26 protein-coding genes are annotated in these 26,721 nt (G+C 67.2%); 11 read left to right on the plus strand and 15 right to left on the minus strand.

All coding sequences use genetic code 11. The features are described from left to right. Nucleotides 1-39: 39 nt before the first annotated feature. Entirely contained in the window at nt 40-477 is a 438-nt protein-coding gene (locus ACFVYC_RS13160; protein WP_387550525.1) for a VOC family protein, read from the minus strand. A 163-nt stretch (nt 478-640) separates the two neighbouring features. On the opposite strand from ACFVYC_RS13160, the gene ACFVYC_RS13165 reads away from it, so the two are divergent. After that, nucleotides 641-1,261, plus strand: a complete 621-nt coding sequence (locus ACFVYC_RS13165; protein WP_387550528.1) for an L-threonylcarbamoyladenylate synthase — start codon at nt 641-643, stop codon at nt 1,259-1,261. A 24-nt stretch (nt 1,262-1,285) separates the two neighbouring features. Here the strand turns inward: ACFVYC_RS13165 and ligD are convergent, their stop codons facing one another. Then, entirely contained in the window at nt 1,286-2,308 is a 1,023-nt protein-coding gene (gene ligD / locus ACFVYC_RS13170) for a non-homologous end-joining DNA ligase (protein WP_387550531.1), read from the minus strand. Nucleotides 2,309-2,377: 69 nt separating this feature from the next. On the opposite strand from ligD, the gene ACFVYC_RS13175 reads away from it, so the two are divergent. Continuing rightward, complete coding sequence (locus ACFVYC_RS13175; protein WP_387550534.1) at nt 2,378-3,055, plus strand: alpha/beta family hydrolase; 678 nt, start codon at nt 2,378-2,380, stop codon at nt 3,053-3,055. Nucleotides 3,056-3,127: 72 nt separating this feature from the next. Here ACFVYC_RS13175 and ACFVYC_RS13180 read toward each other — a convergent pair whose 3' ends face one another. The 4 genes from ACFVYC_RS13180 to ACFVYC_RS13195 form a co-directional block, all read right to left on the minus strand. Next, nucleotides 3,128-3,277 carry a hypothetical protein gene (locus tag ACFVYC_RS13180; protein WP_387550537.1) on the minus strand — a complete coding sequence of 50 codons (150 nt, stop codon included), beginning with the start codon at nt 3,275-3,277 and terminating at the stop codon, nt 3,128-3,130. A 153-nt stretch (nt 3,278-3,430) separates the two neighbouring features. Continuing rightward, the gene (gene hrpB / locus ACFVYC_RS13185) at nt 3,431-6,103 is read right to left on the minus strand and encodes an ATP-dependent helicase HrpB (protein WP_387550540.1); all 2,673 of its coding nucleotides are present in this window, start codon (nt 6,101-6,103) and stop codon (nt 3,431-3,433) included. Between the two features lie 24 nt (nt 6,104-6,127). Next, nucleotides 6,128-6,799 (minus strand): hypothetical protein, encoded by a 672-nt coding sequence (locus ACFVYC_RS13190; RefSeq protein WP_387550543.1) that lies wholly within the window; start codon nt 6,797-6,799, stop codon nt 6,128-6,130. Beyond that, entirely contained in the window at nt 6,789-7,100 is a 312-nt protein-coding gene (locus ACFVYC_RS13195; protein ID WP_387550546.1) for a hypothetical protein, read from the minus strand. The genes ACFVYC_RS13190 and ACFVYC_RS13195 overlap by 11 nt, the downstream gene beginning before the upstream one ends. Before the next feature lie 266 nt (nt 7,101-7,366). Here ACFVYC_RS13195 and ACFVYC_RS13200 point away from each other — a divergent pair, with 266 nt between their 5' ends. After that, nucleotides 7,367-7,780 carry a CBS domain-containing protein gene (locus tag ACFVYC_RS13200; RefSeq protein ID WP_387550548.1) on the plus strand — a complete coding sequence of 138 codons (414 nt, stop codon included), beginning with the start codon at nt 7,367-7,369 and terminating at the stop codon, nt 7,778-7,780. A gap of 52 nt (nt 7,781-7,832) precedes the next feature. On the opposite strand, the gene ACFVYC_RS13205 is transcribed toward ACFVYC_RS13200, so the two are convergent. Then, a complete protein-coding gene (locus ACFVYC_RS13205; RefSeq protein ID WP_387550551.1) occupies nt 7,833-8,348 on the minus strand; it encodes a flavin reductase family protein in 516 nt (171 codons plus the stop codon). Nucleotides 8,349-8,599: 251 nt separating this feature from the next. Here ACFVYC_RS13205 and ACFVYC_RS13210 point away from each other — a divergent pair, with 251 nt between their 5' ends. The 5 genes from ACFVYC_RS13210 (at nt 8,600) to ACFVYC_RS13230 (ending at nt 13,595) form a co-directional block, all read left to right on the plus strand. After that, a complete protein-coding gene (locus tag ACFVYC_RS13210; RefSeq protein WP_387550554.1) occupies nt 8,600-9,427 on the plus strand; it encodes a DUF4397 domain-containing protein in 828 nt (275 codons plus the stop codon). A gap of 158 nt (nt 9,428-9,585) precedes the next feature. Continuing rightward, nucleotides 9,586-10,341, plus strand: coding sequence for a class F sortase (locus ACFVYC_RS13215; RefSeq protein ID WP_387550557.1), 756 nt, complete (start codon nt 9,586-9,588; stop codon nt 10,339-10,341). After that, nucleotides 10,338-11,021, plus strand: coding sequence for an RNA polymerase sigma factor (locus ACFVYC_RS13220; RefSeq protein WP_387550560.1), 684 nt, complete (start codon nt 10,338-10,340; stop codon nt 11,019-11,021). Before ACFVYC_RS13215 ends, ACFVYC_RS13220 begins: the two co-directional genes overlap by 4 nt. After that, nucleotides 11,008-11,844, plus strand: a complete 837-nt coding sequence (locus tag ACFVYC_RS13225) for an anti-sigma factor domain-containing protein (RefSeq protein ID WP_387550563.1) — start codon at nt 11,008-11,010, stop codon at nt 11,842-11,844. Before ACFVYC_RS13220 ends, ACFVYC_RS13225 begins: the two co-directional genes overlap by 14 nt. A 38-nt stretch (nt 11,845-11,882) precedes the next feature. Beyond that, nucleotides 11,883-13,595 (plus strand): alkaline phosphatase D family protein, encoded by a 1,713-nt coding sequence (locus tag ACFVYC_RS13230; protein WP_387550565.1) that lies wholly within the window; start codon nt 11,883-11,885, stop codon nt 13,593-13,595. Between the two features lie 16 nt (nt 13,596-13,611). On the opposite strand, the gene ACFVYC_RS13235 is transcribed toward ACFVYC_RS13230, so the two are convergent. The 4 genes from ACFVYC_RS13235 to ACFVYC_RS13250 form a co-directional block, all read right to left on the minus strand. After that, nucleotides 13,612-15,792, minus strand: a complete 2,181-nt coding sequence (locus tag ACFVYC_RS13235; protein WP_387550568.1) for an elongation factor G-like protein EF-G2 — start codon at nt 15,790-15,792, stop codon at nt 13,612-13,614. A 33-nt stretch (nt 15,793-15,825) separates the two neighbouring features. Next, the gene (locus ACFVYC_RS13240) at nt 15,826-16,251 is read right to left on the minus strand and encodes a ChaB family protein (protein WP_387550807.1); all 426 of its coding nucleotides are present in this window, start codon (nt 16,249-16,251) and stop codon (nt 15,826-15,828) included. Between the two features lie 117 nt (nt 16,252-16,368). Then, complete coding sequence (locus ACFVYC_RS13245; protein WP_387550571.1) at nt 16,369-16,575, minus strand: hypothetical protein; 207 nt, start codon at nt 16,573-16,575, stop codon at nt 16,369-16,371. A gap of 158 nt (nt 16,576-16,733) precedes the next feature. After that, on the minus strand, nt 16,734-17,678 hold the full coding sequence (locus ACFVYC_RS13250) for a 5'-3' exonuclease H3TH domain-containing protein (RefSeq protein WP_387550574.1): 945 nt from the start codon (nt 17,676-17,678) through the stop codon (nt 16,734-16,736). A gap of 126 nt (nt 17,679-17,804) precedes the next feature. Between ACFVYC_RS13250 and ACFVYC_RS13255 the strand changes: the two genes are divergently transcribed. Then, nucleotides 17,805-19,088 (plus strand): MFS transporter, encoded by a 1,284-nt coding sequence (locus ACFVYC_RS13255; RefSeq protein WP_387550810.1) that lies wholly within the window; start codon nt 17,805-17,807, stop codon nt 19,086-19,088. 66 nt (nt 19,089-19,154) lie between these two features. Next, complete coding sequence (map, locus tag ACFVYC_RS13260) at nt 19,155-19,937, plus strand: type I methionyl aminopeptidase (RefSeq protein WP_387550577.1); 783 nt, start codon at nt 19,155-19,157, stop codon at nt 19,935-19,937. Nucleotides 19,938-19,976: 39 nt separating this feature from the next. Here the strand turns inward: map and ACFVYC_RS13265 are convergent, their stop codons facing one another. Both ACFVYC_RS13265 and ACFVYC_RS13270 read right to left on the minus strand, forming a co-directional pair. Next, nucleotides 19,977-21,983, minus strand: coding sequence for a VWA domain-containing protein (locus ACFVYC_RS13265; protein WP_387550579.1), 2,007 nt, complete (start codon nt 21,981-21,983; stop codon nt 19,977-19,979). A 50-nt stretch (nt 21,984-22,033) separates the two neighbouring features. After that, on the minus strand, nt 22,034-23,422 hold the full coding sequence (locus ACFVYC_RS13270; RefSeq protein WP_387550582.1) for a sigma 54-interacting transcriptional regulator: 1,389 nt from the start codon (nt 23,420-23,422) through the stop codon (nt 22,034-22,036). A 210-nt stretch (nt 23,423-23,632) separates the two neighbouring features. Between ACFVYC_RS13270 and ACFVYC_RS13275 the strand changes: the two genes are divergently transcribed. Continuing rightward, entirely contained in the window at nt 23,633-24,397 is a 765-nt protein-coding gene (locus tag ACFVYC_RS13275) for an MBL fold metallo-hydrolase (RefSeq protein ID WP_387550585.1), read from the plus strand. A 16-nt stretch (nt 24,398-24,413) separates the two neighbouring features. Here the strand turns inward: ACFVYC_RS13275 and ACFVYC_RS13280 are convergent, their stop codons facing one another. Both ACFVYC_RS13280 and ACFVYC_RS13285 read right to left on the minus strand, forming a co-directional pair. Next, a complete protein-coding gene (locus ACFVYC_RS13280) occupies nt 24,414-25,859 on the minus strand; it encodes a short-chain fatty acid transporter (protein ID WP_387550588.1) in 1,446 nt (481 codons plus the stop codon). A gap of 101 nt (nt 25,860-25,960) precedes the next feature. Further along, complete coding sequence (locus ACFVYC_RS13285) at nt 25,961-26,647, minus strand: cyclodeaminase/cyclohydrolase family protein (protein ID WP_387550590.1); 687 nt, start codon at nt 26,645-26,647, stop codon at nt 25,961-25,963. Nucleotides 26,648-26,721: the final 74 nt, after the last annotated feature.

Genomic DNA, 26,721 nt, shown 5'->3' on the forward strand with positions numbered 1-26,721 from the left:
TGCGTGGCGCCCCTCCTCAAGAAAGCATGGCCGGGATGGTTATTCGGCGCCCAGGCCTGCCGCCTGCGGGTTGTTGACGTTCACCAGCCAGGCCACGCCGAAGCGGTCCGTACACATGCCGAAGACGTCTCCCCACGGCGCCTGCTCCAAGGGCACAGTGACATTGCCGCCGTTGCCGCTGAGCTGTTCGTAGTAGCCGCGGAGTTCGGCTTCGTCATCCCCGCTGAGCGAAATGGAGATGGACGACCCTCCACTGAACTCCATGCCGTTGGGTGTGTCCGCCCCCATCAGGACCAGGCCCTGGGTGGTTGTCAGCATGGCATGCATGATCTTCTCCGCCTCCGCGGGATCCTCGCTGGCCTGGAACTCCCCGAAGGTGCTGAGCGTCAGCTCGCCGCCGAAGACCGACTGGTAGAAATTCATGGCTTCGCGGGCGTTGTCACGGAAGCCGAGGTACGGGTTGAGGGTGGTGGGCATGGCTGGATCTCCTTGAGTCGTACTGAAAGGGATGGAACCAGACAACATCCTGCCCCAAGAGGCAACCCTCGGGGTAGGGGGCAACGGCCCCAATTGACTGCTTTTGGTATCCCCCGGCCGTTGATGCGTGCGGCGGCGGGGCAGGGAACGTAGGCTCGGGTGCATGGCCAGATACTTTGACGTTCACCCGCAGGATCCCCAACCCCGCGCCATCGCCCAGGCAGTACGGATAGTGCTCGACGGCGGGCTGATCGCCTACCCGACGGACTCCTGCTATGCGCTGGGGGCACAGTTGGGCAACAAGGACGCCCTGGACAGGATCAGGGCCATCCGCCGGCTGGACGACAAGCACCACTTCACGCTGGTCTGCCGCGATTTCGCCCAGCTGGGGCAGTTCGTGAACATCGGCAACGACGTCTTCCGCAGCATCAAGTCCGTGACTCCGGGCAGCTACACCTTTATCCTGCCCGCCACCAAGGAAGTTCCGCGGCGCCTGCTGCACCCCAAAAAGAAGACCGTCGGCGTCAGGATCCCTGACAACAGGGTGGTGCAGGCGCTGCTGGCTGAGCTCGGGGAGCCGCTGCTCTCCAGCACCCTGCTCCTGCCGGACGAGGAGGATCCGCTGACCCAGGGCTGGGAAATCAAGGAGCGCCTGGACCACCAGGTGGACGCCGTGATCGACGCCGGCGACTGTGGATCAGAACCCACCACGGTGGTGGACTTTTCCAGCGGCGTGGCCGAGGTGGTCCGTCGCGGGACAGGCGACCCGTCCCGCTTCGAATAGGGTGCCAAGGGCTGCTGAAGGCCGCTAATCCTGCTTTCGTGCGCGGCTCGGCTGGACCCGCGGCGGCTCGCCCGGCATCTTCGGGTAGTCCGGCGGGAAGGGCATCTCCTCGAGGCCGGCCTTGACGTCGCGGTCCCACCACTCCAAAAGCGTGTCGATCGTTCCGGCGTTGTTGTGCATGTCGACCCAGGGGTCCCCCACGGTCTTCAGCCGGTCCGGCACGGTGAGGATGGTGAAGTTCTTCGGATCCGCGGTTTCCAGCTCATCCCAGGTGATGGGGCATGACACCGAGGCGTGCGGCAGCGCCCGGGGGCTGTAGGCGCCGGCGATGGTGCGGTCGCGGTTTGCCTGGTTGAAGTCCAGGAAAATCTTCTTTCCCCGTTCTTCCTTCCACCACGCGGTAGTGACTTTCTCCGGCATCCGGCGTTCCACTTCCCGGGCAGCAGCAATCACGGCATGCCGGACGTCAAGGAACTCGCGGGCGGGCTCAATGGGTGCGTACACATGCAGTCCCCGGTTACCTGAGGTCTTGATGAAGCAGGTGAGCCCCACTTCGGCGAGGACCTCCTTCAGCACCAGCGCGGCGGGGATGGCATCACCGAAGTCGGTGCCGGGCTGCGGATCCAGGTCGATGCGCAGCTGGTCCGGGTTGTCCGTGTTCGCGGTACGGGAGGGCCAGGGGTGGAAAACGATGGTGTTCATCTGGACAGCCCAGATGGCCGCGGCGGGTTCGTCCAGGATCAGCATCGGATGGGAACGGGCACTCGGGAAGACCACCTTCGTGGTCCGGATGAATTCGGGGGTTCCTTTGGGCGGGTTCTTGGAGAAGAACATCTCGCCATCAACGTTGTCCTTGTACCTTTGCAGCGCCACCGGCCTGTCACCGTTGGCGGCCACAAACGCCTCGCCTACGTCGGCAAAATAGCGGGCAAGGTCGAGTTTCGTAATTCCCAGATCGGGCCAGAGCACCCTGCTGGGACTGGAAATGCGCATCTCGCGCTCGCCGTGGGGGCCCGGAACTGCGATGGTGGTCTGTTCGCTCGCCATGGGGACAACGTACACCCCGGCTGCAGAACGCGGACGGATTTGGGCTGCCGGGTCCGGCATGATGGAGGCATGCCCGTCTCAGAAGTGCCCCTGACCCTCACGGTGGGCGACGTTACCGTCAGTGCCGCCTACGCCCGCCCGGATAATCCGTCCGCCACCGTTGTGGTGGCCCACGGAGCCGGCGCCGGCATGGAGCACCCGTTCCTGCGCGGGTTCACCGCGGCGTTGAATGAGCTGGGAACAGCAACGCTGCGGTTCAACTTTCCGTACCGGGAAGCAGGCCGGAAATTTCCGGACCGGCCTCCTGTGGCCATCGCCGCGTGGCGCGCAGCCATGGCGGCAGCGGCTGAGCAGGCAGCAGCCCACAACGATGAGGGACCGATATGGGCGGCAGGCAAGTCCTTTGGTGGGCGAATGGCATCCATGGCGGTGGCCGAGGGGATGGACGCCGCCGGGCTGGTGTACCTGGGCTATCCCCTGCACCCGCCGGGCAAGCCGGACAAACTCCGGGACAAGCACCTGTACGGGCTCACCACACCCATGTTGTTCCTGCAGGGCAGCCGGGACACGTTCGCCACAGCCGGGATCCTGACGGGCGTGGTGTCACGGATCGGGCCCAACGCTGTCCTTCAGTGGTTGGCGGGCGGCGACCACTCCTTCGCCGTCGCGGGCCTGAAACGTACTGCCGACGAGGTGGGCGCTTCCCTCGCAACTCCGGTGGCTGCCTTCATCCGCGACCACTCCTGATACCTGCCCCAAGCGGAGCCCGGAGCCAGGATTAGGGGCAGGGGCCGGGTAGCCAGGCCCGCGGGACGCCCGCTACGCGGCGTCGTCCTGCCACCAGCCTTCCCAGGCCGCGGAGCTCAACTGTCCCTGGGGGGATTCGGATATTCCGTCGCCGTTGTGGGATCGGCCGTCATCATTGCGCTGGCCGTCGAGCAAGAGATTGAGGCTGGTGAGGAGAAACATCTGCACGTCCTTTGGGTCGGGGTGTGGACAACGTCATCCAGGTGCATATGAGCCTAACTACCGGATGTTTCAGCCCATCGACGCGAAGTTTCAACTGTGTATCGGAGATCTCACGCCGTATTCCCTGTGGCGGCGGCCCCTCCCCCTGTGCGGCTACTTCCTCCGCTTAACGTGTGCGGTGGCCGGCGCCGTCCAAGGGTCCTCGGGCCAGGGATGCTTGGGGTATCGGCCGCGCATTTCCGCCCGGACCTGCGAATAGGGGCCGGACCAGAATGACGTCAGATCGTCCGTTACGGCCAGGGGACGCCGGGCCGGTGACAACAAGTGGAAAAGGACCGGCACCCGGCCGTTGAGCAGCCGCGGCGTCTCTGCCCACCCAAAGCACTCCTGCAGCTTGACCGCCACCACCGGCCGCGCAGTGTTGTCTGCGACCTCCGGGTACTCAATCCGAATCCGCGATCCGCTGGGCACCTCAAGCCACTCCGGGGCCAGGTCATCAAGCCTGGCGGCCTCGGGCCAGGGCAAGAGGCGGCGCAACGGGTCCACCAGGTCCATGGCGCGTGCGGCCGCTCCGCCGGCGAGGCCTTCAAGCTCCGGTCCCAGCCATTCCTCCAGCCGCAGCAGCAGCGCCTGGTCGGCCACGTCCGGCCACGGCGCACCCAGCCCGCGGTGCAGGAAGGCCAGACGGCGGCGCAAAGCATCGGCCGCCGTCGACCAGTCAAGGAAACCCAGGCCTTCCCTCTGCAGGGCAACCGCTACTGCCCTGCGTCCTTCGGCGGGTGATGGGCGGACCGGTGTGGACGCCAAAACGATTTCCCCAAGCCGGCGGACCCTCCGTGCCGAGATGCGGCCGCCCGTGAACTGCGCCTCGACGGCGTCCGTCAGGAGGTGCGACGCGGCAGCCTCCGCCAGCTCCGGCGAGAGGGGCGCCGCCGAGCGGATCACGGCGCCGGTTCCGGCAGCGTCCCTCCCGTCGGCGCGGGTCACTTCCGCCACCGCCAGCCATTCGTGGCCGGACAGGGAGCTGCCGGCGGGCAGCCCGGCGCGGGTCCCGGAAGTCAGAAGGTAGCGGTTGGGGATGTCGCCGTCCACCCTGCGTGCCACCCGGTCAGGGAAGGCGAGTGCGACGACGGCGCCCACCACGGCCGCGCCGGTGACCGCGGCCGGCGGTGCGGGAGAAGCGGAGGGCGCGCTCTGCTGTGCGAGGGACGCAAGGCGGCGGGCGTCCTCGGCCCAGCGACGCGCTTCCGGCCCTGCTTCGTTCCGCACCTGGGACAGCAGCCGGGTCAGGTCTGCGCCGGGCGCGCGGTGATCCCCCGTTACCAGTGCCACTGCTTCCGCTGCCGGTGCGGGTCCCGCGAATGCCGCCCCGTCGAGCAGGGCCCGGGCCAGCCGGGGATCAGCCGGAATGGTGGCCAGGAGCCTTCCCATGCCGGTGGTCTGGCCGTCGTCGGTGACTGCACCAAGTTCGCGGAGGACCTCCATCGCCTCGTCCATCGCCTGCTGCGGCGGCTGGTCGGGCAGCGCGAGCCCCTCACCGCGCGGCGAACCCCAGGATGACAGGAGCAGGGCGGCCCCTGTCAGGTCCGCGACCTTGATTTCGGGCGTCACGTGGGCCGGCGCCGCACCGAAAGCCTGCTGGTCGTAGCAGCGGACCACCCGCCCGGGACCTTGGCGGGCTGCGCGCCCCGCGCGCTGGTCTGCTGAGGCACGGGAGCAGGAAACGGTGACCAGCCCGCTCATGCCCCTGCCGGCGTCGCGCCGGGGTTCCCGGGTGAGGCCGGAATCGATGACCAGCCGGACACCCGGGACCGTGAGGGAGGACTCCGCAAGATCCGTGGAAACGATAATCCTGGCGCTGCCCCCGGGCAGGCGACCCGACACTGCGCGGTCCTGCTCGGCCGGACCCACCTGGCCATGAAGCTCGAGGACGTCAATGCCCGGTCCCAGCCGGCCGCGAAGCCCAGCCGCTACCCGGGAGACCTCCCTCGCACCGGGGACGAAGACCAGGGCATCAGTGGAGCTGTCTACGCTTACCGCATGCGTCAACTCCTCCGCGGCGGTGGCGGCAACGTAGTCGAGGTAGGCGGGTGTGACTCCCCTGCCGTCCAGGCGCGCTCCCGCAGCAGGGCGCCACTCCGTCTTCAGGGGATAGAGCACCGAGGGACAGTCGACGACGGGAGCCGGGGTTCCGTCGTCGGTATTGGCGAGCAGGGCGGCAAACCGGGCTGCGTCCAGGGTTGCGGACATGGCGACGACGGTGAGGTCCCCGCGCAGTTCCCGGACCTCTGCGAGCATGCCGATGAGGAGGTCGGTCTCCAGCCCCCGTTCATGGACTTCGTCCAAAACCACAGCTGCTACCCCGTCGAGGCCGGGGTCGGACAGCAGTCGTCGGAGCAGGATGCCGGGTGTCACAAACTCGACCAGCGTCCCGGAACCGCCCTGCCGCTCTCCCCGCACCGTGTAGCCAACGCGGCTGCCCAACCGGCTGCCGTCCAGGACCGAGAGCCGGCGCGCGGCGGCACGGGCAGCAACCCGTCGCGGCTGGGTGACCACCACGCGCCCGGCACCCTCCGCAGTGAGGTTCGCGAGCAGGGGCGGAACCAGCGTGGTTTTGCCGGTTCCGGGCGGCGCCTGCACCACTGCGGCGCGGGGGCCGCCGTCATAACCGCCGCCCACAGCGCGCGGTCCGCCGTGGTTGCCACCGCCGGTCAGAGCTTGCACCAGTGCCTGGGCTGAACTGGCGAAGGCCAGGCCTGCTCCGATAGCCCCAATGTCGAAGGGTTTACCGGTGGTCGGCTGCTGCTGCCTGCCCGGTGAAGTCATCCGTCCATTGTGCCGGAAGTTGGACTACTGCTTTCCCTGGTCTTTGCCCTTCCCCTTGTCCTTGTTCTTGTCCTTTGCCGGTTGCGGCAGCACCGGTGCCTCCTGAACGGGCGCCGGAGCGGGCGCTGCCGGTACGACGACGGGCAGCTGGGGCTCAACGTCGACTGGCTGCTGCACTTGCGCGGGTTCGGTAGCCGCAGGGGTGTCCGCGGTTCCCGCCGTCGGGGCCACAGCCGCCGACACCGCTGCCATCCGGCCGGTGATGTCCGCCCGCACCGAGTCCACGGCTGCCTCAATTCCGCGGTACCTGGACAACGAGATCTGGCCCCGTCCGGCGGCGTCGTTCACGTCTTTCTCCAGCGCGTCCAATGCAGCGAGGGCCCCATCCATGCGGTTCTCGGCTGCGGCCTGGCTGATGGTCAGCACCCGTATCTGCAGCCCGCGGAGCGTGCCTTCATCCGGATCCGCCGGCCGCAGGAGCGGCGTGGCAGCGATCAGGGCCGCGGCCAGGCCGGCCACGGCCACGAGCACCGCAGCGGTCCGCCAGGTACGGAGGCTCTGCAGAAGCGGCTTGCCGGCGTTGTTTTGATACGGCGGCTGCGTTTCGGGAGGCCTGCCGGCTATGCTCTGACGCGGCTGCTGCATTCCAGCCGGGATGCCCGCTTTGCCTTGCTGCGGCTGCGTTTCAGGCGGCATGCCTGCCCCGCAGCGGAGCCATCGCCGGGGGCCGGGCGGGCAGCACGGTGACCGTGGCCATGTGCGCGGGCGCTGCTGCAGTATCCTCTTCAGCCATGCTGACGGTCCGCCCAGCCATGAGGCGCCTGGTGGCGACACGCAGCAGAATGGCGATGGCGTGACCGAGTCCCAGCCCCAACATCACATGGCCCGCGAGATACTGGCCCCCGTTCCCGGCAGCGCCAAAGGGGGCACTCAGAGCCGCGGCTGCTCCGGCAGCGGTGACTGCCACTGCCGAGGCGGCACCAATAACTGCGCCCATGGCCCTACTCCAATCCTGGATTAATCAGCAAGCTTATTACTATTGATCAGCAAGCTTACTACTTCATCTTCGCGAAGCAAGAACCCATCCACCCGGGACAGTGGGGCCAGCAGGGTCCGCCGCAGCCATGGACACCAATAGTCGGCAGGTTTAGCATCTTTTTCATCCGGCGGGCCTTCCGACGCAAGAAGCCGCGAACGGCTCCCCCGTTGGGCTTGTGGACCGGCCGCAGACGAGGCCCGCAATAACGGATGAGGGAGACGAACATGGCAACGGCACGGGACATCATGAGCGGCGGCGCGCAATGCGTGAACGAGAACGAAACGCTGGAGGCAGCGGCAAGGAAAATGAAGGAACTCGACGTGGGATCACTGCCGATCTGCGGCGGGGACAACAGGCTCAAAGGCATGCTGACAGACCGTGACATTGTCATCAAGTGCCTGGCAGCCGGCGGGGATCCGCGCACGGCAACGGCCGGAGAATTTGCGGAGGGCAAACCCGTCACCATCAGCGCTGATGATTCCGTTGAGGATGCCATCCGGACCATGCAGGACCACCAGGTGCGCAGGCTGCCCGTGCTGGATGGGCACAACCTGGTGGGGGTATTGAGCCAGGCAGACATTGCCCGCAACTACCCCGAGGACCGGGTGGGCGAACTCGTCGCGTTTATATCATTCTGAACGGCCGGATCTGTCTATTGGCGCCATCACGGCACCATCCGCAGGCTGCGTGCTAGCCGGCCGCTTCAAGCAGGCGGCCAGCAGGGGCAATCCCGGCGTAGGCGCCTTTGAAGAACACCAGCGGTTCGGCGTCCTGCCGTGCGCTCAGATGCCGCACGGCAGCCACCACGATGGTGTGGTCACCGCCGTCGTACTCCGCCTGGAGCTCGCAGTCGATCCAGGCGAGGGCGTCGTCAAGGATCGGGTTCCCCAGCGGCGAGGCGGAGTAGCCAACGCCGGCAAACTTGTCCGTTCCCGATTTGGCGAACTGCCCCGCGAGGTGCTGGTGTTCCGCGGGGAGGATGTTGATGGCAAATGAGCCCGCCTGCCGCAGCACCGGCCACGTATTGGATGTCCTTGCCGGGCTGATGGTCACGAGGGCCGGCTCAAGGGACAACGATGCGAACGACTGGCAGGTGAACCCCGCCGGGCCCTTTTCCGTGGCGCTGGTGATCACCGTCAAGCCGGTAGCGAAAGTCCCGAAAATATCGCGAAGCCGGCGGGGAGCAAGATCTGAGGTGGCTGTCATGGATGGCCTCTCGTTGGATCGTTACCTCACCAAACCATCTGCCCTTCCCGGCGTTCAACCGCTTTGCAACGTACCGACGCGCACCGCAACGGCGGGTCATGCCGGTACATCTGCCGTAACGGAGCAGGGCCGCGCCCGTCCGAAAAATCTTTCAGAAAACTTCCATGCATCTGCATCCAGATGACCGGATGTGCCGGTAGTAGGGGTGTAAGCAAAAACCGCCCGCCCAGCGGGCCTCAGAAGGAGAAATCATGCGCCCCAGCATTTTCGCATCAGGAGCAGTGGCAATCGCGGCAGCACTGGCTTTCGCGGGCCCGGCCCAGGCGGCGGAAGGAGACGCCCAGCTGTCCGTCCTGCACGGAGTCCCGGGCCTGACCGTTGACGTGTGGGTCAATGGTGAACGGACCCTGGATGACTTCACTCCCGGCACCCTTGCCGGGCCGTTGGCTCTTCCGGCCGGAAACTATGCCCTTGCCATCACCGCTGCCGACGCAGCAGACGCAACCGCTGCCGTTATCGGCCCGGTCAACGTGACCCTCGCCGCCAACGGCAACTACACGGCGGTGGCCAACCTGGATGCCGCCGGCGAGCCCACCGCGAACCTCTTCACCAACGACGTCTCGCAGATTGCAGCCGGCAAGGGCAAACTGACCGTCCGGCACACCGCAGCGGCTCCCGCCGTGGACGTCCTGGCCGCCGGCTCCGCTGTCATCTCCAACCTGGCCAACCCGAATGAGCAGACCCTGACCCTTGATCCCGGCACCGTCCCGGCAGCTGTGGCAGCGGCGGGGACTACCGAGCCCGTTATTGGCCCGGCTGACGTCACGGTAGCCGAAGGCACACACACCATCGTGTACGCCTGGGGCAGCCTGACTGACCAGAACCTGCAGCTCGCCGTGCAGACGATCGAGGGCCTGCACTCGGCCCCGGGAGCTGTCCCGGGCGGACGCTCGGGTGCCGCTGACGAAGGTGCCGCAGGACAGGCCATGGCAGTAGCCGGTTTCGGAGCTGCCGGGCTTGCACTCCTGCTCGGCGCCGTGGCGGCTTCCCGCGCGGTGGCCCTGCGCAGGGCAAGCTAAGCATCACGTTCAAGAGGAGCAGGCTGACCAGCCCTAAGCTCTGAACACCGGGACCCCGGCCGACCGGAATTCCCTCCGGCCGGCCGGGGTCCGCCATAATGTCCCCACCGAACCGGCTGCGGATTTTCCTGCAGACTCTCGGAGATGAGGTTGTTCCCATGAAAGGCACGACGACGTCGCAACGGTCGCGTAGTTCGGCGGACGTTACGGACGGGGCCACCGCCTCTGTGGCCGCGAAGTCACGCCGGCCGGCAGCCGCCGTCGTCCTCGCCGCGGCGGTTCTGCTGTCCGGATGCGGCACACAGGCACCCTCCTCGCCGGATGCTTCCCGGCCCGCCACAAACTCGCCGGACGCTTCCCGGCCCGCCACAAATTCCGGAGCCGCAGCCTCACCGGCCTCCTCCGGTGTACCCGCCGCGTTGCCGGACATTGCGGTGCGCGCCGCCACCCCCGCACCGCCAGCTCCGCCGGACCCCGAACCACGCTTCCTGACAGTGGAGGGCACCACCATCAGCATGGACATCGTGGAAGCCAGCGTCTCCCCGGACGGCGCTATGGAGCTCCCCGACGCCTTCCACCAGGCCGGCTGGTACCGGCACGGCCCTGCCCCCGGCGCGGCGGCGGGTTCAGCCGTTGTGGCGGGGCACGTGGACACCGCCTCTGACCTGGCCCCGCTGTCCCAGTTGAGGGACCTGGCGCCGGGCACTCGCATTACCGTCGACCGCCACGGTGCACCGGCCCTGAACTACCGGGTGCGCTCCGTTGAACTGATGGCCAAGGACAAGTTCGACGGCGGTTCACTCTTCCGCCGCGACGGGCCGCACCAGCTCAAGCTCGTGACCTGCGGAGGCCGATGGCTGGACGAGAGACAAGACTACAGTGACAATGTCATAGTCACTGCGGAACTGGAATGAGCCGCTACGCAGCCCTGACACTCAACGCCGAGGAGGGGAAGGAGGCCGGGTTGGCACCTTCAGACCAGGCGCCTTCCGGCGATGAGCAACACGGCAGCACCGCCGCGTCCCGGCCGCCCGTGCTGGGGGGCTGGAACCCGCAGCTGGATCAATCCTTTTCCGCCGGCGACGAAACCGCGCTCGCAGAGGCCTACCGGCGGTTCTCTCCCCTGGTGTACACACTGGCTCTCCGGGCGCTGAGGAACCGCAGCGCGGCCGACGACGTCACCCAGGAAGTCTTTATCCGCGTCTGGAAATCGCGGTCCACTTTCGACCCCCACAAGGCGGAACTGCCGGCATGGATTGTTGGCATCACCCGGAACGCCGTCACCGATGCCCTCAGCGCATCCGCCCGGGAAAACCGCAAGGTACTCGCGGCCGCCGAACTTCAGCCCGATGCCGGGGACACGTCCGCCTCTGCTTCTGCCGAAGTTTTGGCCGACCGGCTGTTGCTGGACGGGGAGCTAGACCGGCTTGGCGAACCCCAGGGCTCCATCATGCGCCTGGCGTTTTACGACGACTTGACCCATGACCAGATTTCACGGCGGCTGAACCTTCCCCTTGGTACGGTCAAGAGTCACATCCGGCGCAGCCTTAGCCACCTGAGACACAGATTGGAGGTGGATCATGCAGCACCTTGACCCCGAAGCCCTTAGCCTGTTCGCTCTGGACGAGCCGATGGACGCCGGCAGCATCGACCACCTCCGTGCCTGCCCGGAATGCGCAGCCGAGTACGCCGCACTCCGCCGGGCCGTCCACGCCGTCAGGACCACGCCTGATGCCAGCCATCTTGAGCGTCCGGGCGCGAACGTCTGGGAAGGCATCCACCGGACACTGGGACTCTCCGGGGCCGTCGCTGCGGACCCATTGGCCCCCGCCCGTGCCGGCGAAACACCGGCGGGCGCTTCGGCGGCGGAAGCTTCGGCTACAGCGGCTCCCGCGACAGGCGCTCCCACGGCAGGTGCACCTGCGGCCCTGAACCCCGTGAAAAAGCAGCCAGCGGAACCGCTGCCCCCCACAACAAGCGGCAACGTAACCTGGCTACGCCGGCCGGCCACGTGGCTGGCGGCAGCAGCGGCCGCCGTCGTGATCACTACCGGGGTTGTTGTGGCTGTCAACCAGACGGCTGCCCCGGTGCCGCTCGCATCGGCCCGGCTGGAACCGCTGGACCGGTTTACCGCCTCCGGGTCCGCCACCGTGACAGAGGCCAGCGACGGTTCGCGGAGTATTGAGGTGCAGCTGGACAAAACGGAGGCCCGGGGATACCAGGAAGTCTGGCTCATTGCCCCGGACCTTTCCCGGCTGGTCAGCCTGGGGATCATGAACTCCTCGTCCGGCCGCTTTGACGTCCCGGCAGGACTGGACCTCTCCGGCTACCCGATTGTGGACATCTCCGATGAACCGCTCGACGGCAATCCGGCGCACTCCAGCGTCAGCATCGTCAGGGGCACCCTCAGCTCCTGACCATGGCGCCGCCGCTGCGGAGCGGGTACAACTTATTCATGACATCGCCCCTGGTGCTCGGCCCCATGATGAGATTCGTGGACGAAACTTCAGCGAGCATCTGGGTGGAGACGCACAGCGCCTCGCAGGTGACGGTCCGCGCCGGAGTCAACAGCTGGGGTGCCCGCACTTTCGCCGTCCACGGCCACCACTACGCGCTGGTGGAGGTAATGGGGCTGGCGCCGGGAACTGTGACTCCCTACACTCTCGAGGTGGACGGGACCACGGTGTGGCCCGATCCGGAATCCGGCCTGCCGGCCTCGAAAATTGCGACCCTGGCACCTGGCAGGCCGCTCCGGCTGGCCTTCGGCTCCTGCCGCACCAGCGTCCCGCACGATGCCTCCGGGAACCGGAGCCACGGCGTCGACTCCCTGCGTGCCTACGCCCTGCAGATGGCGTCCGACGACGGCACCCCCTGGCCGGACCTCGTGGCCTTCCTGGGTGACCAGGTCTACGCGGACTCGACCAGCAAGCAAATGCAGAAGTTCATCCGCTCCCGGCGCAGCATCAAGGAACCGCCGGGAAAGGAGCTCAAGGACTACGAAGAATACGCCCACCTTTACTACCTGGCCTGGTCCGACCCCGCCAACCGGTGGCTGCTGTCCACCCTGCCCAGCACCATGATCTTCGATGACCACGATATCCGGGACGACTGGAACGCATCCCGCACCTGGAAGCAGGAGATGGCGGCCACACCGTGGTGGCACGAACGGGTGGTCTCGGGGCTGGCGTCCTACTGGGTGTACCAGCATTTGGGGAACCTCTCCCCGGAGGAGCGTGCACAGGACGCATTGTGGCAGCGGGTGGTCCGCCACACCGGCGACAACGAACTGGACATAGGTGCTGAGCTGGACCGGATCGTGGAACGCGCCGATGCCAATCCCGAGACCTATCGGTGGAGCCTTTGCCGGGACTTCGGCGACACCAGGCTGTTGGTGGTGGACTCCCGTGCCGCCCGGAATCTCTCCCCGGACCGGCGGGCGCTGCTGGACGACGTCGAAATGGCCTGGCTGGATGACAGCATGCGCGGCGGGTTCCGGCACCTGCTCATTGCCACCTCGCTGCCTTTCCTGCTGCCGATGGGGCTGCATTACGTGGAGTCGTGGAACGAAGCCATCGCCGAGGGAGCATGGGGAAGCCTGCCCGCCAAAGCCGCGGAGAAGCTGCGCCAGGCTTTGGACCTCGAACACTGGGCAGCCTTCCAGAAGAGCTTCCAGCGCCTTGCCGTCCTGGCCACCGAAGTGGCCGACGGCAAACGCGGGGACGCGCCGGAGACCGTAATGTTCCTGTCCGGGGACGTCCATTTTTCCTACGTCGCCGAAGTGCAGCGGTCAACGGGGAGCAGGATCATCCAGGCGGTCTGCTCTCCCATCCGGAACCCGCTGCCGCGGCTGATGCGGTTTGTCACGGCGATTTCGTCCTACGGGCTGGCGGCATCCTCGGGCGCACTGGCGGCGCGCTCCGCGAAGGTCCCGGACCCGCCCTTTAGATGGTCGGGCATCAAAGGGCCCTGGTTCGACAACAACCTGGCATGCCTGGAGGTCGCGCCCGAAGGCATGAACCTGTGGTGGCAGAAAGGCGTGGTGGAGGGCGGCGACCAGCTCCACCCACGGCTGCAGCGCGTCGCGTCCCTCACCATCGCGCCGCGGAAAACTACGCCCCGGAACATCGCTCCCGGCACCGTGGAGCAGCACACCCCGCAGGGACCCTAGACCCGCAGCGCAGGGCTCACCTTCCGGCGCCGGCAGCGGCCATATTGCCGGGGACGGGATCGTGCCGGATGTACTGGCGGCTGAACGTGCCGGTGCCCGCTGTCAGGGCACGCAGTTCCACCGCGTATTTCAGGAGTTCCTTGTCCGGCACTTCCGCGGTGATCTCGGTCCGGTCCCCGCCGGAGGAGTTGGTGCCTGTCAGCCGGCCGCGGCGCCCCGAAAGATCACTCATGACGGTCCCCACGTGCTCGTCCGGGACGCTGATCGCCACGGACGAGACAGGTTCCAGCAGCTGGATTTTTCCTGCCGCCGCCGCTTCCCGCAAGGCCAGGGCCCCGGCTGCCTGGAAAGCCGCGTCCGAGGAGTCGACGCTGTGTGCCTTGCCTCCCACCACGGTCACGCGGACGTCCACCACCGGGAAGCCGGACGCAACGCCCTTCTGCATCTGCGAACGGACGCCCTTCTCCACCGAAGAGATGTACGTTCCGGGGATCACGCCACCCACCGTTTTGTCGATGAATTCGAAGCCGTTGCCCCTGGGCAGCGGCTCAACCTCGATGTCGCAGACCGCGTACTGGCCGTGCCCGCCGGACTGTTTGATGTGGCGCCCATGCCCCGCCGCGCGGGCTGAAAAGGTCTCCCGCAGCGGCGTCACCACCTCGACGGTGTGCAGTTTAACGCCCTGGTCCCGCAGCCGGTCCAGCACCACTTCGGAGTGGGCCTCCCCCATGCACCAGAGGATCAGCTGGTGGGTTTCTGCGTTCCGTTCCACCCGGAGGGTGGGGTCACCGGCGGCCACCTTCCCGAGGCTGCGGGCAAGGGCATCCTCGTCGCCGTGGGAATCGGCTTCAATGGCCACTGGCATCAGCGGCTCGGGCATCTCCCAGGTGGCCAGCAACAATGGCTGGTCCTTGGCTGAGATGGTGTCTCCGGTCTCTGCGCTGCCCAGTTTTGCCACCGCGGCGATATCGCCGGCGATACAGAATGGCACGGGCCGAAGGGTGGCTCCGAGCGGCGAGTAAAGGTGGGTGAGCCGCTCATCGGTGTCGTGGTCCTGGTGTCCGCGGTCTGCCAGCCCATGGCCGCTCACGTGTACCGGGGTGTCCCCCCGCAGGGTTCCGGAGAACACCCGGACCAAACAGACGCGTCCCAGGAAGGCGTCCACCGTGGTGCGAACCACCTCGGCGGCCAGCGGCCCTTCGGGGTCGCAGGCAAGGGCGCGGACGGGCGCTCCGGCAAGGTCGGTTGCCCGCGGAAGGGTGCGCTCCGGCGGGGAGGGGAACGCCTTGGTGAGCAGCTCCAGCAGTTCCGCCGTGCCCAGCCCGGTCAGCGCCGAGGCTGGCACCGCAGGAAAGAAGGAGCCGCGCGCGACGGCGGTCTCCAGGTCCGCGATAAGGACTCCGGCATCGATGTCCTCGCCCCCAAGGTAACGCTCCATCAGCGTTTCATCTTCGCTTTCCGCGATGATCCCCTCAATCAGCTCGGCCCGCACAGCGTCCGCTGCCGCAATCTCCTGCGGCTCACCGGCACGGGCCGCCGCTCCCGCGGTGTCCGGCGGGTACTCGTACACCGTCCCGGACAGCAGGCCCAGGAGGCCGGTGACGTCACCGCCGGTCCGGACGGGGACGTAGAGCGGAAGCACGGTGTCGCCGAACGCCGCGCGGCAGGCTGCCAGGACGCCGTCGTAGTCTGCCCTGGGGTGATCGAGACGGGTGATGACCACTGCCCGGGGCATCCCCAAGTACTGGCACTCCTGCCAGATCGCGGTGGTGCCCGCGTCCACGCCGTCAACGGCGGAGACGGCAAAAAGGACGGCATCGGCGGCGCGAAGGCCTGCGCGGAGCTCGCCAATAAAGTCCGGATAGCCGGGGGTATCCAGGAGGTTGATCTTCATTCCGGCCACCGGCAGCGGAACCACTGACAGTGCCACGGAGCGTTGCTGGTGGATGGCAGCGGGATCGGAGTCGCTCACGGTGGTTCCGTCAACCACCGAGCCCTTCCGGGTGATCATCCCGTTGGCCTCAAGCAATGCCTCGACCAGTGTGGTCTTGCCGGCACCGGAGCGGCCCACGAGTGCCACATTCCTGACGAGGGCAGGGTCCCGCGGCGACACTGCGGCAGAAGCGTTGCCCGGGCGACCTTCCGGCCCGCCCCGCCCGGCCGTGCCTGCTGCGTCCTTGGTGCCTCTAACCGACATCGGAACCTCCTGGCGTCTTTGCCTGGTTGCTGTCTATTTTTCGCGTGCTTTGCGGGTGGCGGCGTCGTTGGCTTTTTGCAGCGCCTTGACGAGCTCTTCCTTGTCCATTTTTGAGCGGCCGCCGATATCCAGTTCCCGGGCGCGCTCCAACAAGTGCTTCTTTGAGGCGTTGGCGTCCACGCCGCCGGCGGTGGGCTCGTCCGCGTCGAGTCCCTTTTCCGCCCGTTTGTCAGAAGGGCCGCGTTTCTCCTTGGGCTCCCAGTGGTCCCCCACCTTTTCGTAGCTGTGCTTCAAGGAGGCGAAAGCCGCGCGGGCGGCGCGGCTTTCGTCTTTGTTATAGGACTCCATGGCGGAATCGTAGGTCTTCGCGAACGTGTCCTGCGCTTTCTGGTCCGAGCGCTGCAGGGTTGAGGGGAGCTCGTCCTTGCGGGCGTGGTCATTCTTTCCCGTCTTCGGCATTGCACTCACCGCGCTTTCGTCAGCAGGCTGATCGTCCGGACACACCAAGCTTAGCCACGCCATGGTTGGCTTGTCTGCTGGCGGCGCCGGCCGGATACCTGTGCGCGGAAGCCGGCATCAACCAAGCTCCGGCCACTGGTCCGGATCGTAGCCGTAAAGGCGGGGACGGCGGGGCGCCTCAGGCTCGGCGGCAGGGGGCGCCTCGGGCGGGGCAGCAGGGGGCTCCTCCTGCTGCTCACCATCCCCGGCCTCGGGCGCGTCGCCGGCACCGCTTTGCTTCGCGTCCGCTTCGGCGCTGCCCTGCGTGTCCGGGCTGTCGGCCATGAGCACTCCAATCCCCCCTTTGGGAGCGGCCCGGCTGCTTGAACCACTGAAGCCACCCTAACGGCAGGAATGCTGCCCAAACATGTCACTTTTGCTCAAGAAATGGGCAGTTTCGCCGCCAGGCCCGGATAGCCACCGCAGCGCGGGTGCCCTGCAGCTCAGCTTCGCGGGGTGCGGTCCAGCGCGTCGAGGAGCCGCCGGACCGATCCGCCGAGGTTCCATTCGGTGGCGAGGCCTTCGAGTTCCGCGCGGGCCTCCCCGGTGACAGGGTGCAGTTGGGCGCCGGCGTCCTCCAGGGAAGGCAGGTCGAGGTCCCGCACAAGGCGTACGACGGCGGGCGCGGCCACAAGGTAATCGGCGGCGGCATCCAGTTTGGCGCGGACAGGTGACGACAGGCCGCTGCCCGGGTCCGCCGCTGCCTCCAGCAGGTTCTCGAGGGTTCCGTACTTCAGGAGCAACGACGCTGCCGTCTTCTCCCCGATACCGGCCACACCCGGCAGGCCGTCCGACGCGTCGCCGCGAAGGGTGGCGTAATCCGCATACTGCTGCGGCAGCACCTTATATTTCCCCACCACCACCGCTTCGGTCATGACCTCAAGGTTTTTCATCCCGCGCGCGGTGTAGACCACCCGCACCTGGCGGGCGTCATCGCAGACCTGGAAGAGGTCGCGGTCCCCCGTGACGACGTCGACGGGAAAGCCGGCGTGGCTGGCGTAGGTGCCTACAACGTCGTCGGCCTCATGGTCGGCAGCACCCACGATGGCGATTCCGGCCAGGCCCAGGACGCGCCGGATCATGGGAAGCTGTGCCTCGAGGGCGTCCGGCACCACCTCCACGTCCGGGGCGTCCGTGATGGCTTCCGCCACGCGGTGGGACTTGTAGGTGGGGACGAGGTCAACGCGCCATTGAGGCCGCCAGTCGTCATCCCAGCACGCGATGAGATGGGTGGTCCCGTAGTCGGTGGTCAGCCTGGCGATCATGTCCAGGAGTCCCCGGACGGCGTTGACAGGAATCCCGTCGGCACGGCGGATCGAATCAGGCAGGCCGTAAAAGGCGCGGAAGTACAGCGAGGCGGTGTCCAGCAGCATCAGGCGGTCAGGCATACCCTGATCCTGACACGGAATGGGGCTGTCCGGGCGGCAACGGCGCGTCGCCTCTGGCACAATGAGCCTGCCCGGGGCGAGAATGGCCTCGTGTTCCTTGCACGGAGGGGCCGGGCCAGTGAACCGATGAACGCCGCGGCCCGAAGGATCCAGCGCATCTACCTGACGCTGACGCTGGGCAATACGCTTGCGGCGTCATTCATCTGGGGCGTTAACACGCTGTTCCTGCTGGACGCGGGACTCAGCAATTTCGAGGCCTTTGCCGCCAACGCGTTTTTCACGGTGGGCATGGTGATTTTTGAGGTCCCCACCGGGGTGGTCGCCGATGGCTGGGGCCGCCGGGTGTCGTTCCTGCTCGGCACCGTGACGCTGGCGGGGTCCACCTACCTCTACTACCTGCTGTGGCAGTTCTCGGCCCCGTTCGTGTTGTGGGCTGTGGTGTCGGTGTTGCTGGGCCTAAGCTTCACCTTTTTCTCCGGTGCGGTGGAAGCCTGGCTTGTTGATGCCCTGCGCTACTCGGGGTACGACGGCGGGCTGGAGGGCGTGTTCGGGCGCGGCCAGATGGTTTCGGGCGTGGCGATGCTCGCCGGTTCGGTGGCCGGTGGCGTCATCGCCCAGGCCACGGACCTCGGTGTGCCGTTCCTGGTGCGGGTGGGTGTGCTGCTGGCTATGTTCGCGGTGGCCTTTGGACTGATGCACGACGTCGGGTTCACCCCTGAGCGGTCAACGCACCCTTTGCGTGCAACACGGGCGGTGCTGTCCGCCTCGATCGAGAACGGCCTGAAAATCCCGCCCGTCCGGTACGTGATGCTGGCCGCCCCCTTCAGCGCCGGCGTCGGGATCTATGTTTTTTATGCCCTGCAGCCGTTTCTGCTGGAGCTCTTTGGCGATCCCCGCGCCTATTCCATCGCCGGACTGGCGGCGGCCATCGTGGCCGGCGCCGAGGTGGTGGGCGGTTGGCTTGCGCCCTACGTCAGGCGCCTGTTCCGGAAGCGCACCTCGGTGCTGATCCTCAGCGGCAGCATCAGCGCGGCGCTTCTCCTGGTCCTCGGATTCACCCGGGTGTTCTGGGTGGCCCTGGTCCTGCTGACGGTGTGGGCGGTCATCGACTCCGCGGCAACGCCCGTCCGGCAGGCCTACGTGAACGACATGATCCCCTCGAAGCAGCGCGCCACCGTCCTCAGTTTCGATTCCCTGATGGGATCCAGCGGCGGCGTAGTGGTGCAGCCGGTCCTGGGCAGGACCGCGGACCTCTACGGCTATCCGGCGTCACTGGCCCTGGCCGGGATCTTCCAAAGCCTTGCGGTTCCGTTCCTGCTGGCAAGCCGCCGGCAGGGCGCTCCCGCGGACCGGGCCAACGCGTCCACGGAGGACCCGGACAAGGGACCGGCGGAGGAATCCCTTCCCTGACCGCCGGGCACTGCGTGATTGAGGATAATGGCCGGGACAGTTATTGGTGCGTGAGAAAGGCCCCGCATGATCGAGATCCTGAACTCTGCCGAAGTGGCCCGGGCCAGGGAGGCAGGAGCCCTGGTCGCTGACATCCTGCAGGCGCTGAAGAGCCGCAGCACGGCGGGCACCAATCTTTTGGACATCAATCGCTGGGCCAAGGCCATGATTGTGGAGGCCGGAGCAGTGTCCTGCTACGTGGACTACGCGCCGTCCTTTGGGCGCGGGCCGTTCGGCCACTACATCTGCACGGGCGTCAATGATGCCGTGCTGCACGGGCTGCCGCACGACTACACGCTTGCCGACGGCGACCTGCTGACTTTGGACCTCGCCGTCCTGCTGGACGGAGTGGCTGCAGACTCTGCCATCAGCTTCATCGTGGGCGACTCGAAGCCGTCCGAAAGCATCGCGATGATCAACGCGACCGAGCGCGCGCTAAACGCAGGGATAGCCGCTGCATGTCCCGGAGCCCGCATCGGCGACATCTCCCATGCCATCGGCACCGTGCTCAGCGAGGCAGGCTACCCGGTCAACACGCAGTTCGGCGGCCACGGCATCGGATCAACGATGCACCAGGACCCGCATGTTCCGAACACCGGACGCCCCGGCCGCGGATACACCCTGCGCCCCGGGCTGCTGTTGGCACTGGAGCCCTGGGTCATGGCGGACACGGCTGAACTCATCACCGATCCCGACGGGTGGACGCTCCGGAGCGCGACCGGCTGCCGGACTGCACACAGCGAGCACACCATCGCCATCACCAGCGACGGTGCCGAAATCCTCACCCTGCCGAGGCAGCCGCACCCGTGAGACGGCGGCGTCATTGTTGAATGCCTCCGGCCAGTCAGCCTAAGACGCCCAGTCCGTGTCGCCGAAAGTCTGCCCCCGGAAGTGGGCCCGCAGGTACTCTCCCACCACGGCCGCCCCGAGCCCTCCGACGTCGGGCGCCACGACCCTGCCTCCGACGCGCCGCACCATGCGCTGGACGAACCGCTCGAGGCTGGGATCGTCGCCGAGCCGGAAGAATGTCACCTGTGTCCCTGCGCGCCCGAGCCGGTCCAGCTCGGCGATGGTGACGCGGATGGTTTCCGGGTCCGAAGGCCAGCAGAACCACGGCACGCCCTCCGGCAGCAGATGCGCGGTGGGTTCGCCGTCGGTCACCACCAGGAGGACCGGCTGCATGGATGGGTGCCGGCGGAAGAAGCGGCCGGCGAGCAGCAGCCCGTGATGAAGGTTGGTACCCTGCTCCCGCCGCACCGGCAGGGCTGTCAGCTCGCCAATATCCATCGACTGCGCGTGCAGTCCGAACGTTGTCAGCTCCAGCCGGTCCCCGCGGAAGCGTGTGGAGATGAGGTGGTGCAGGGCAAGTGCAGTGCGCTTCATCGGGACCCAACGCCCCTCGGCCGCCATGGAGAACGAAACATCGACGAGCAGGACGACGGCAGCCTGGGTGCGGGCCTCTGTTTCGCTGACCTCGATGTCGGCCGGCGTCAGCCGGAGTCCGGCGGCGGGGTTTCCGCCGTCGGCCACGGTACGGTTGACCGTGTTGGTCAGGGTGCGCGTGACGTCCCACGGTTCCGCGTCCCCGAACTCCCACTGCCGGCTGGAACCGGTCTGCTCCCCGGCGGCTCCGGCCACGCGCGTGTCCCGCCGTCCCTGCCGGCCGGACAGCTGTTTCGCAGTGTCCCGCAGTAAAGACTTGCCCAGCCGCCGCATCGCCTGCGGAGACAGCCGCAAGTCTCCGTCGGCTCCCCGTCGGAGGTAGCCGCCGTCCTGCATGGCCCGCTCTATGTCAGCGAGCGTGCGGGCGGTCACGGCGGCATTCGGTCCAAGCTGCCGGGCGAGGGCATCAAGGTCCAGATCGCCGAGGTTTGATCCGCTATAGGACTGGGCCAGCTGTTCCGCCAGCCCGTCCAGCTCCGCAATATCCTGAAGCACGCCGGTGCCGTCGCCCAGGCCCAGCCCTTCCTGGCCCTCAAAGCGTTCGGAGCCGGTCCAGTCCTCACCGGGGCGCAGGGCGCGCAGGCTGGAGTCGAGCTGGTCCAGCTGGGCCATGAGTTCGGACGAGCCGAAGGCCTGCGCGGACAGCCGCATCAGCTCATCACGCTGTTCGGGGGACATGGATTGCAGGAGCCTCTGCGCCGCGGCGGCACGCTTGGCCAGGGCATCAATCAGCTCCTCGACGGACTGCGGGTCCTCCGGAAAGAACCCGCCATGGCGTGCCATAAACTCCTGGAAGTCCTCCTCGGTGTCCTCGCCGCGCCGGTGTTTGTCCAGCAGCCGGTTGAGATCGCGCAGCATGTTGTTCACAGCCGCCCGGTCCTGATCCGTGGCGTTCTCAAGTGCCTGCTTCATTCCGGCGAACCGCTGGTCCAGGACCTCCCGGCCCAGCAGGTCATTGATCCGCTCGTAGGCCTCCCGCGCGGTGCTGGACTGCCAGTCGTAGGCGGCGAGCTCGTTGACGGCAGCCGCCGTGGACTGCGGCAGGTTCTGCAGCTGCAGCTCCCGGAAGGCGCGGTCGGTGTTGTCCATCATGGCGTCCCGGGCCAGCTGCTTCCGCTCCTCCAGCACAGCCGTCCCAAGCAGCTCTTGCACCTCATTCAGGGTGCCGTCCAGCCGGTGCCGGCCCAGCAATTCACTCCTGCGCTGCTGGACGCGGCGGGCGAGATCGTCCAGGCCTTCCCGGTTCCTGCCGCCGCGCCGCAGGAACTCCTCCAGCGCGTGGCGGGGCGAGTAGCCGGCCATCACGTCCTCTGCGACGGCGTCGAGCGCCTCCGCGAGGTCAACCGGCGGAGCGAGGGGGTCCGGTCCGCCCGTGTACCTGCCGTACCTGGCGGAATGGTGGTGGATTCCCATGACGCCTCCTGGTTCTGTTCCTGGCTGTCCCGCTCCCGGCTGCGCTGCTGTCAGCCGTATATGGTTTCCTCATCGTCGGATTCCTTGGAGATCCGGCGGGCGAGGTAGAGGCCTTCCAGTGCCAGTTCGATGGCGGCGGCGCGCTGCCCGTCGTTCGTGGCTCCAAGGCGGCTGCTGATTTCGTCGTAGAGTCCGGATCCGTTGAGGGACGGCAGGTTCCCCAGAAACTCCTGCGCCGTGACGTGCTCGCCGGTGGTCACCGTCCGGTGGCCGTCCAGGGCGCCGACGAGCGGACCCAGGTCGATGCCCTGGTAGTGTGCCCGCACGGCTTCGGCGGTGGCGGTACGCAGCAGGTGATCGAGGACGGCCTGTTCGCGGCCTTCCTCGCCCGACTCGAACTCGATCTTGCCTGTCAGGACCTCCACCGCCGTGCCGAGGTCCACAATCCGCGCCACGGCTTGGCCCTCCCCGCGCACGCTGGCACGGCGGAGCGCTGCGGCGGCGACGGTTTCGGCGCCTGCGATGCCGAACCGCGCCGATACACCGGAAGTCTGGTTGATTGCCGGGGACTGCCGGAGCGCACGGGTGTACCGGGCGAGGATCTCGAGGATGACGGACGGAACATCGGCCACGAGCCGCCCCTCCTGCCGGATCACCGCGACTTCGTCGTCCAGTTCTATCGGGTAGTGGGTCCGGATCTCGGCGCCGAAGCGGTCCTTCAGGGGCGTGATGATCCGGCCGCGGTTGGTGTAGTCCTCCGGGTTGGCGGACGCGACCACGAGCACGTCCAGCGGCAGCCGCAGCACGTAGCCGCGGATCTGGATATCCCGCTCCTCCATAACGTTCAGCATCGCCACCTGGATCCGCTCGGCGAGGTCCGGCAGTTCGTTGATGGCGATGATCCCGCGGTTGGAACGAGGAACCAGGCCGTAATGGATCGTCTCCGGATCGCCCAGGCGGCGGCCCTCCGCCACGCGCATCGGGTCCACGTCGCCGACGAGGTCTGCAACGGAGGTGTCCGGCGTCGCGAGCTTCTCCACGTACCGCTCCGAGCGGTGGCGCCACGCCACGCGCAGCCGGTCCCCTTCGGTGAGGGCCCGGGCGCGGGACTGCTCGGTGAGCGGCTCGTACGGGTGTTCGTTCAGTTCCGAATCCTCGATCACCGGGGACCATTCATCCAGCAAGCCGGCCAGCGTGCGCAGGAGCCGTGTCTTGCCCTGCCCCCGCTCACCCAGCAGGACCACGTCATGGCCGGCGATCAACGCGCGCTCAAGCTGGGGAAGGACGGTCCGGGTGAAACCGTACAGCCCCGGCCATGGATCCCGGCCGGCCCCGAGCGCGGCCAGTAAGTTGTCGCGGATCTCAAGGCGCAGGTCCTTCTGGACATGGCCGGCGGCGCGCAGTTCACCAACTGTGAAGATATCGGGTCGGTCAGTCACCTCTCCACGGTAGTCCCGACGTGTGGTGTAAATCGAGGGAAAGTTTTCGCCCGCTGCGGACAGGGGCCCTGGCGCTCACCCACCGCCGCAAGGGTGCTGCGGGGACGGGCGCCGGGGTGTACTTATCGGAGCGCGGCCGGGCGATTCCGGCGACTGGACCGGGCCTTGTCCCGCCGGCGGTGACCCGGGAGGGGCAGCTAGGCTTAATCAGTGCAATTCAAAGCCGCAGCATGGCACCCCTCGTCGCGGATTTCCGAGCAGGCGCCTGGCGTGTTCCTCGTCGAGGGACCTGCCTCGAACTGGGTCGTGGTCCGTGACGGCACCGGCTTTATTCTCATCGACAGCGGCTACCCGGCGGACCGTCCCCTGGTGCTGGAATCCATCCGGCACCTGGGGCTGCAGCCGGCCGATGCCAGGGCCGTACTCATCACGCATGGCCACGTTGACCACACCGGATCTGCTGCCCACTTCTCGGGCACCTACGGGACCCCCGTTCTCTGTTCACCCGAAGAGCTGGCCCATGTCCAGGGGAAAGAAAAGCACCAGGTCACGTTCAGCCAGGTCATCGTCCGCGCATGGCGTCCCCGCGTTTTCCGGTGGATGCTCCACGCCATCGACGCCGGAGGGCTCACTGCCAGGCCGGCAACGCAGGCCCGGGCGTGGGACACCGACACGCTCCGCAGGCTGCCCGGCAGTCCCGAAGCCATTCCCGTGCCGGGGCACACGCCGGGCAACGCCGCGATCCTGCTTTCGGGAGCGGAAGCTATCGCTGCGGGAGATTCCTTCGTCAGCGGCCACCCGCTGACCCGGAAGACCGGCCCGCAGATGCTCCATCCCATGTACCACTCGGACCCAGCCGCGGCGCTGGAGTCCACCCACCGCCTGGACGGAGTCCCGGGCGCAGTGGTTCTTCCCGGACACGGCCCGGCGCTGCGCATGCCCCTGGCCGAAGCCCTGGCAGCGCTGCGCCGTTAGGCCGGGCGGGACTTCGTTACTGGCCGGCCGGCATAACCGGCGGGACGAACTCGAACGTCATCCCCAGGAGCCAGACCAGCAGCAGCACCACCGGCAGGTGGAACACGAACTGCAGGAACGTGAAACCCACAAGGTCCCGGGCGCGCAGCCGGAGCACGGCCAGCAGGGGCAGCATAAAGAACGGGTTGATGAGGTTCGGCAGGGCCTCGGCGATGTTGTAGATCTGCACGGTCCAGCCGAGGTTCATCTGGACGTCCGTGGCGGACTGCATCACATAGGGCGCCTCCGCGAGCCATTTGCCGCCGCCTGATGGCACCAACAGGCCCAGCACGGCGGTGTACAAGGCAATAACCACGGCGAATGCGCCGTTGCCGCCGATGTCGGAGAAGAACTCGGCCAGGTGGGCGGAGATGGTCATGCCGCCGTGGCCGGTGGCCTTGGTGAGGATTGCTGCCATGGCCGCGTACAGCGGGAACTGGACCAGGATGCCGGCGGTGGCGGGAACGGCCTTGGTGACGGCCTGCAGGAAGTTCCGCGGTGTGCCGTGCAGCACCAGTCCCAGGATCAGGAACACCAGCAGGTAGCCGTTGAGGCTGCTCACGACGGTCAGGAAGGGCTTGGTCAGGTACTGCGAGACCAGCCAGCCAAGCGTCAGGATGCCTGCGAGGATGGGCAGGATCCTGCTGTATTCGAGCCATTCCCCCGGACGGGAGCGCGGTGCGGCTTCGCTGGGTTCGTCGTCGAGGTCGACGCCGAGATCCTCAGCCGTGCGGATCGCGCCGCCCTGGGGTGCGGAGAAGTGCGAGATCACCGTGGTCAGGGCCATCAGGATGACCAGGGTGAGCAAGGACTGCCACGTGAAGATCGTGGTCCCGAAGTCCAGGATTCCAGTGATTTTCAGCAGGGCGGGCGGCAGCGACGCGGGCGTGGCCTGCAGCTGAGCGGCGGAGGAAGACAGTCCCAGGGCCCAGACGGCACCAAGGCCCATAAAGGCGGCCGCGCCGAGTGCCCGGTAGTCCACGGTGAGGTCCTTGCGGCGTGCGATCGCCCGGGCCAGCAGGCCGCCGAAGATCAGGCTGAGGCCCCAGTTCAGGAAGGACACGGACATTGACAGCAGTGCCACGAAGCTGACCGCAGTCCGGGCGGTGGCCGGAACGAGGGCCAGCCGGTTGATGAGCCTCGCCACCGGCGGGGAGGTTGCCACGACGTAGCCGGTGAGCACCACCATGGCCATCTGCAGCGTAAAGGCAGTCAGGTCCCAGAAACCATTTCCGAAGGAATCAGCGACGGACTGGGGTGAAGCGCCGATGGCCAGTGCGGCGACGGCGATAATGACCACACCGGCCAGGGCGAAGATGTAGGCATCCGGGAACCATTTCTCGGTCCAGGCCGCCATCCGTTGGGCTATTCGGGCGAGACCGCGTTCTTCGGTTCCGCTCTGCGTCAATACCGTGTTTCCCACAGGGGACTACCTCTCCATCGAGTGCGACTCTGTACCCGAGGGAGCCTAGTGCCGATCCACCGGGAAACCGGTTAATACGGGCTAACTCTGCGTGCCGCCGCCTACTCCGGGGCGCCGGTGTCGGTCGGGGCGGCGGTGTCGGTCGGGGCGGCGCGGTGATCCATCCCGGCCATGAGTTCGTCGATCCGTTCAAGGGCCGAGTTGAGCTCCTGGACCGTCCCCCACAGCACTGGTTGTTCTTCGCGGATCTGCTCAAGCGTGGCACCTGCGGACCGAAGCGTTGCGAGGTCAAAACTGACGTTGGTGCGCGCGCCTGTCACTGCTGCCCGGAGGGCGCCGAACGCAACCGTAACATCGGCGATCAGTGCCGGATTCCCGTTGGAGGAGAGCCAGCCAAGGTCTTCGATGGCTTCCATGGCCCGCTCACCCAGCACGGCTGATGCCTTCGCGGCGTTAACGGATGCGCGGTGGATTGCGTCGTCACGCTCCTGCCCTGGTTCCAGGCGGAACGCTGCACCGAACGCCTCGGAGGCGGCAGCATCGTCGTCGGCCAGTTGAAGGGCTGCCTCGCGGAGCGCGTGCGCCCGCGCGTGGATGTCGGCGAGCTCCCCACCCTGCCCTTGACCCGGTTCGGTGTAGCCGGCCACCATCGATGCCAGTGACGCGGCAATGGCAAGCATCACCCCGGTTCCTGCCCCTCCCCCGGGCGAACCCTTGGACTCAGCCAACGCCCGCGTCCATTCCTCAACCGTTGAGCCCCGGGTTGTCACCGCTTCCGAATCAGCCATGGCACCCATTGTGCCTGCTTCCTCGGGCGATCTTGATCAAAAGTTGGGCGAACACAGGCCGATTCCTGATTGTT

The sequence above is a fragment of the Pseudarthrobacter sp. NPDC058329 genome (genome assembly GCF_042879835.1).
Taxonomy (GTDB): Bacteria; Actinomycetota; Actinomycetes; order Actinomycetales; family Micrococcaceae; genus Arthrobacter.

Excerpts from the sequence above, each read along its gene's own strand:
- ACFVYC_RS13265 (WP_387550579.1), bottom strand. The coding sequence starts at position 21,983 with ATGGGAATCCACCACCATTCCGCCAGGTACGGCAGGTACACGGGCGGA.
- ACFVYC_RS13220 (WP_387550560.1), top strand. The coding sequence starts at position 10,338 with ATGAGCCGCTACGCAGCCCTGACACTCAACGCCGAGGAGGGGAAGGAG.
- ACFVYC_RS13285 (WP_387550590.1), bottom strand. The coding sequence starts at position 26,647 with ATGGCTGATTCGGAAGCGGTGACAACCCGGGGCTCAACGGTTGAGGAA.
- ACFVYC_RS13205 (WP_387550551.1), bottom strand. The coding sequence starts at position 8,348 with ATGACAGCCACCTCAGATCTTGCTCCCCGCCGGCTTCGCGATATTTTC.
- ligD (WP_387550531.1), bottom strand. The coding sequence starts at position 2,308 with ATGGCGAGCGAACAGACCACCATCGCAGTTCCGGGCCCCCACGGCGAG.
- ACFVYC_RS13255 (WP_387550810.1), top strand. The coding sequence starts at position 17,805 with ATGAACGCCGCGGCCCGAAGGATCCAGCGCATCTACCTGACGCTGACG.
- ACFVYC_RS13190 (WP_387550543.1), bottom strand. The coding sequence starts at position 6,799 with ATGCCGCCTGAAACGCAGCCGCAGCAAGGCAAAGCGGGCATCCCGGCT.
- ACFVYC_RS13235 (WP_387550568.1), bottom strand. The coding sequence starts at position 15,792 with ATGTCGGTTAGAGGCACCAAGGACGCAGCAGGCACGGCCGGGCGGGGC.
- map (WP_387550577.1), top strand. The coding sequence starts at position 19,155 with ATGATCGAGATCCTGAACTCTGCCGAAGTGGCCCGGGCCAGGGAGGCA.
- ACFVYC_RS13215 (WP_387550557.1), top strand. The coding sequence starts at position 9,586 with ATGAAAGGCACGACGACGTCGCAACGGTCGCGTAGTTCGGCGGACGTT.
- ACFVYC_RS13200 (WP_387550548.1), top strand. The coding sequence starts at position 7,367 with ATGGCAACGGCACGGGACATCATGAGCGGCGGCGCGCAATGCGTGAAC.
- ACFVYC_RS13240 (WP_387550807.1), bottom strand. The coding sequence starts at position 16,251 with ATGCCGAAGACGGGAAAGAATGACCACGCCCGCAAGGACGAGCTCCCC.
- ACFVYC_RS13225 (WP_387550563.1), top strand. The coding sequence starts at position 11,008 with ATGCAGCACCTTGACCCCGAAGCCCTTAGCCTGTTCGCTCTGGACGAG.
- ACFVYC_RS13160 (WP_387550525.1), bottom strand. The coding sequence starts at position 477 with ATGCCCACCACCCTCAACCCGTACCTCGGCTTCCGTGACAACGCCCGC.
- hrpB (WP_387550540.1), bottom strand. The coding sequence starts at position 6,103 with ATGACTTCACCGGGCAGGCAGCAGCAGCCGACCACCGGTAAACCCTTC.
- ACFVYC_RS13245 (WP_387550571.1), bottom strand. The coding sequence starts at position 16,575 with ATGGCCGACAGCCCGGACACGCAGGGCAGCGCCGAAGCGGACGCGAAG.
- ACFVYC_RS13195 (WP_387550546.1), bottom strand. The coding sequence starts at position 7,100 with ATGGGCGCAGTTATTGGTGCCGCCTCGGCAGTGGCAGTCACCGCTGCC.
- ACFVYC_RS13165 (WP_387550528.1), top strand. The coding sequence starts at position 641 with ATGGCCAGATACTTTGACGTTCACCCGCAGGATCCCCAACCCCGCGCC.
- ACFVYC_RS13180 (WP_387550537.1), bottom strand. The coding sequence starts at position 3,277 with ATGTTTCTCCTCACCAGCCTCAATCTCTTGCTCGACGGCCAGCGCAAT.
- ACFVYC_RS13250 (WP_387550574.1), bottom strand. The coding sequence starts at position 17,678 with ATGCCTGACCGCCTGATGCTGCTGGACACCGCCTCGCTGTACTTCCGC.
- ACFVYC_RS13210 (WP_387550554.1), top strand. The coding sequence starts at position 8,600 with ATGCGCCCCAGCATTTTCGCATCAGGAGCAGTGGCAATCGCGGCAGCA.
- ACFVYC_RS13175 (WP_387550534.1), top strand. The coding sequence starts at position 2,378 with ATGCCCGTCTCAGAAGTGCCCCTGACCCTCACGGTGGGCGACGTTACC.
- ACFVYC_RS13230 (WP_387550565.1), top strand. The coding sequence starts at position 11,883 with ATGACATCGCCCCTGGTGCTCGGCCCCATGATGAGATTCGTGGACGAA.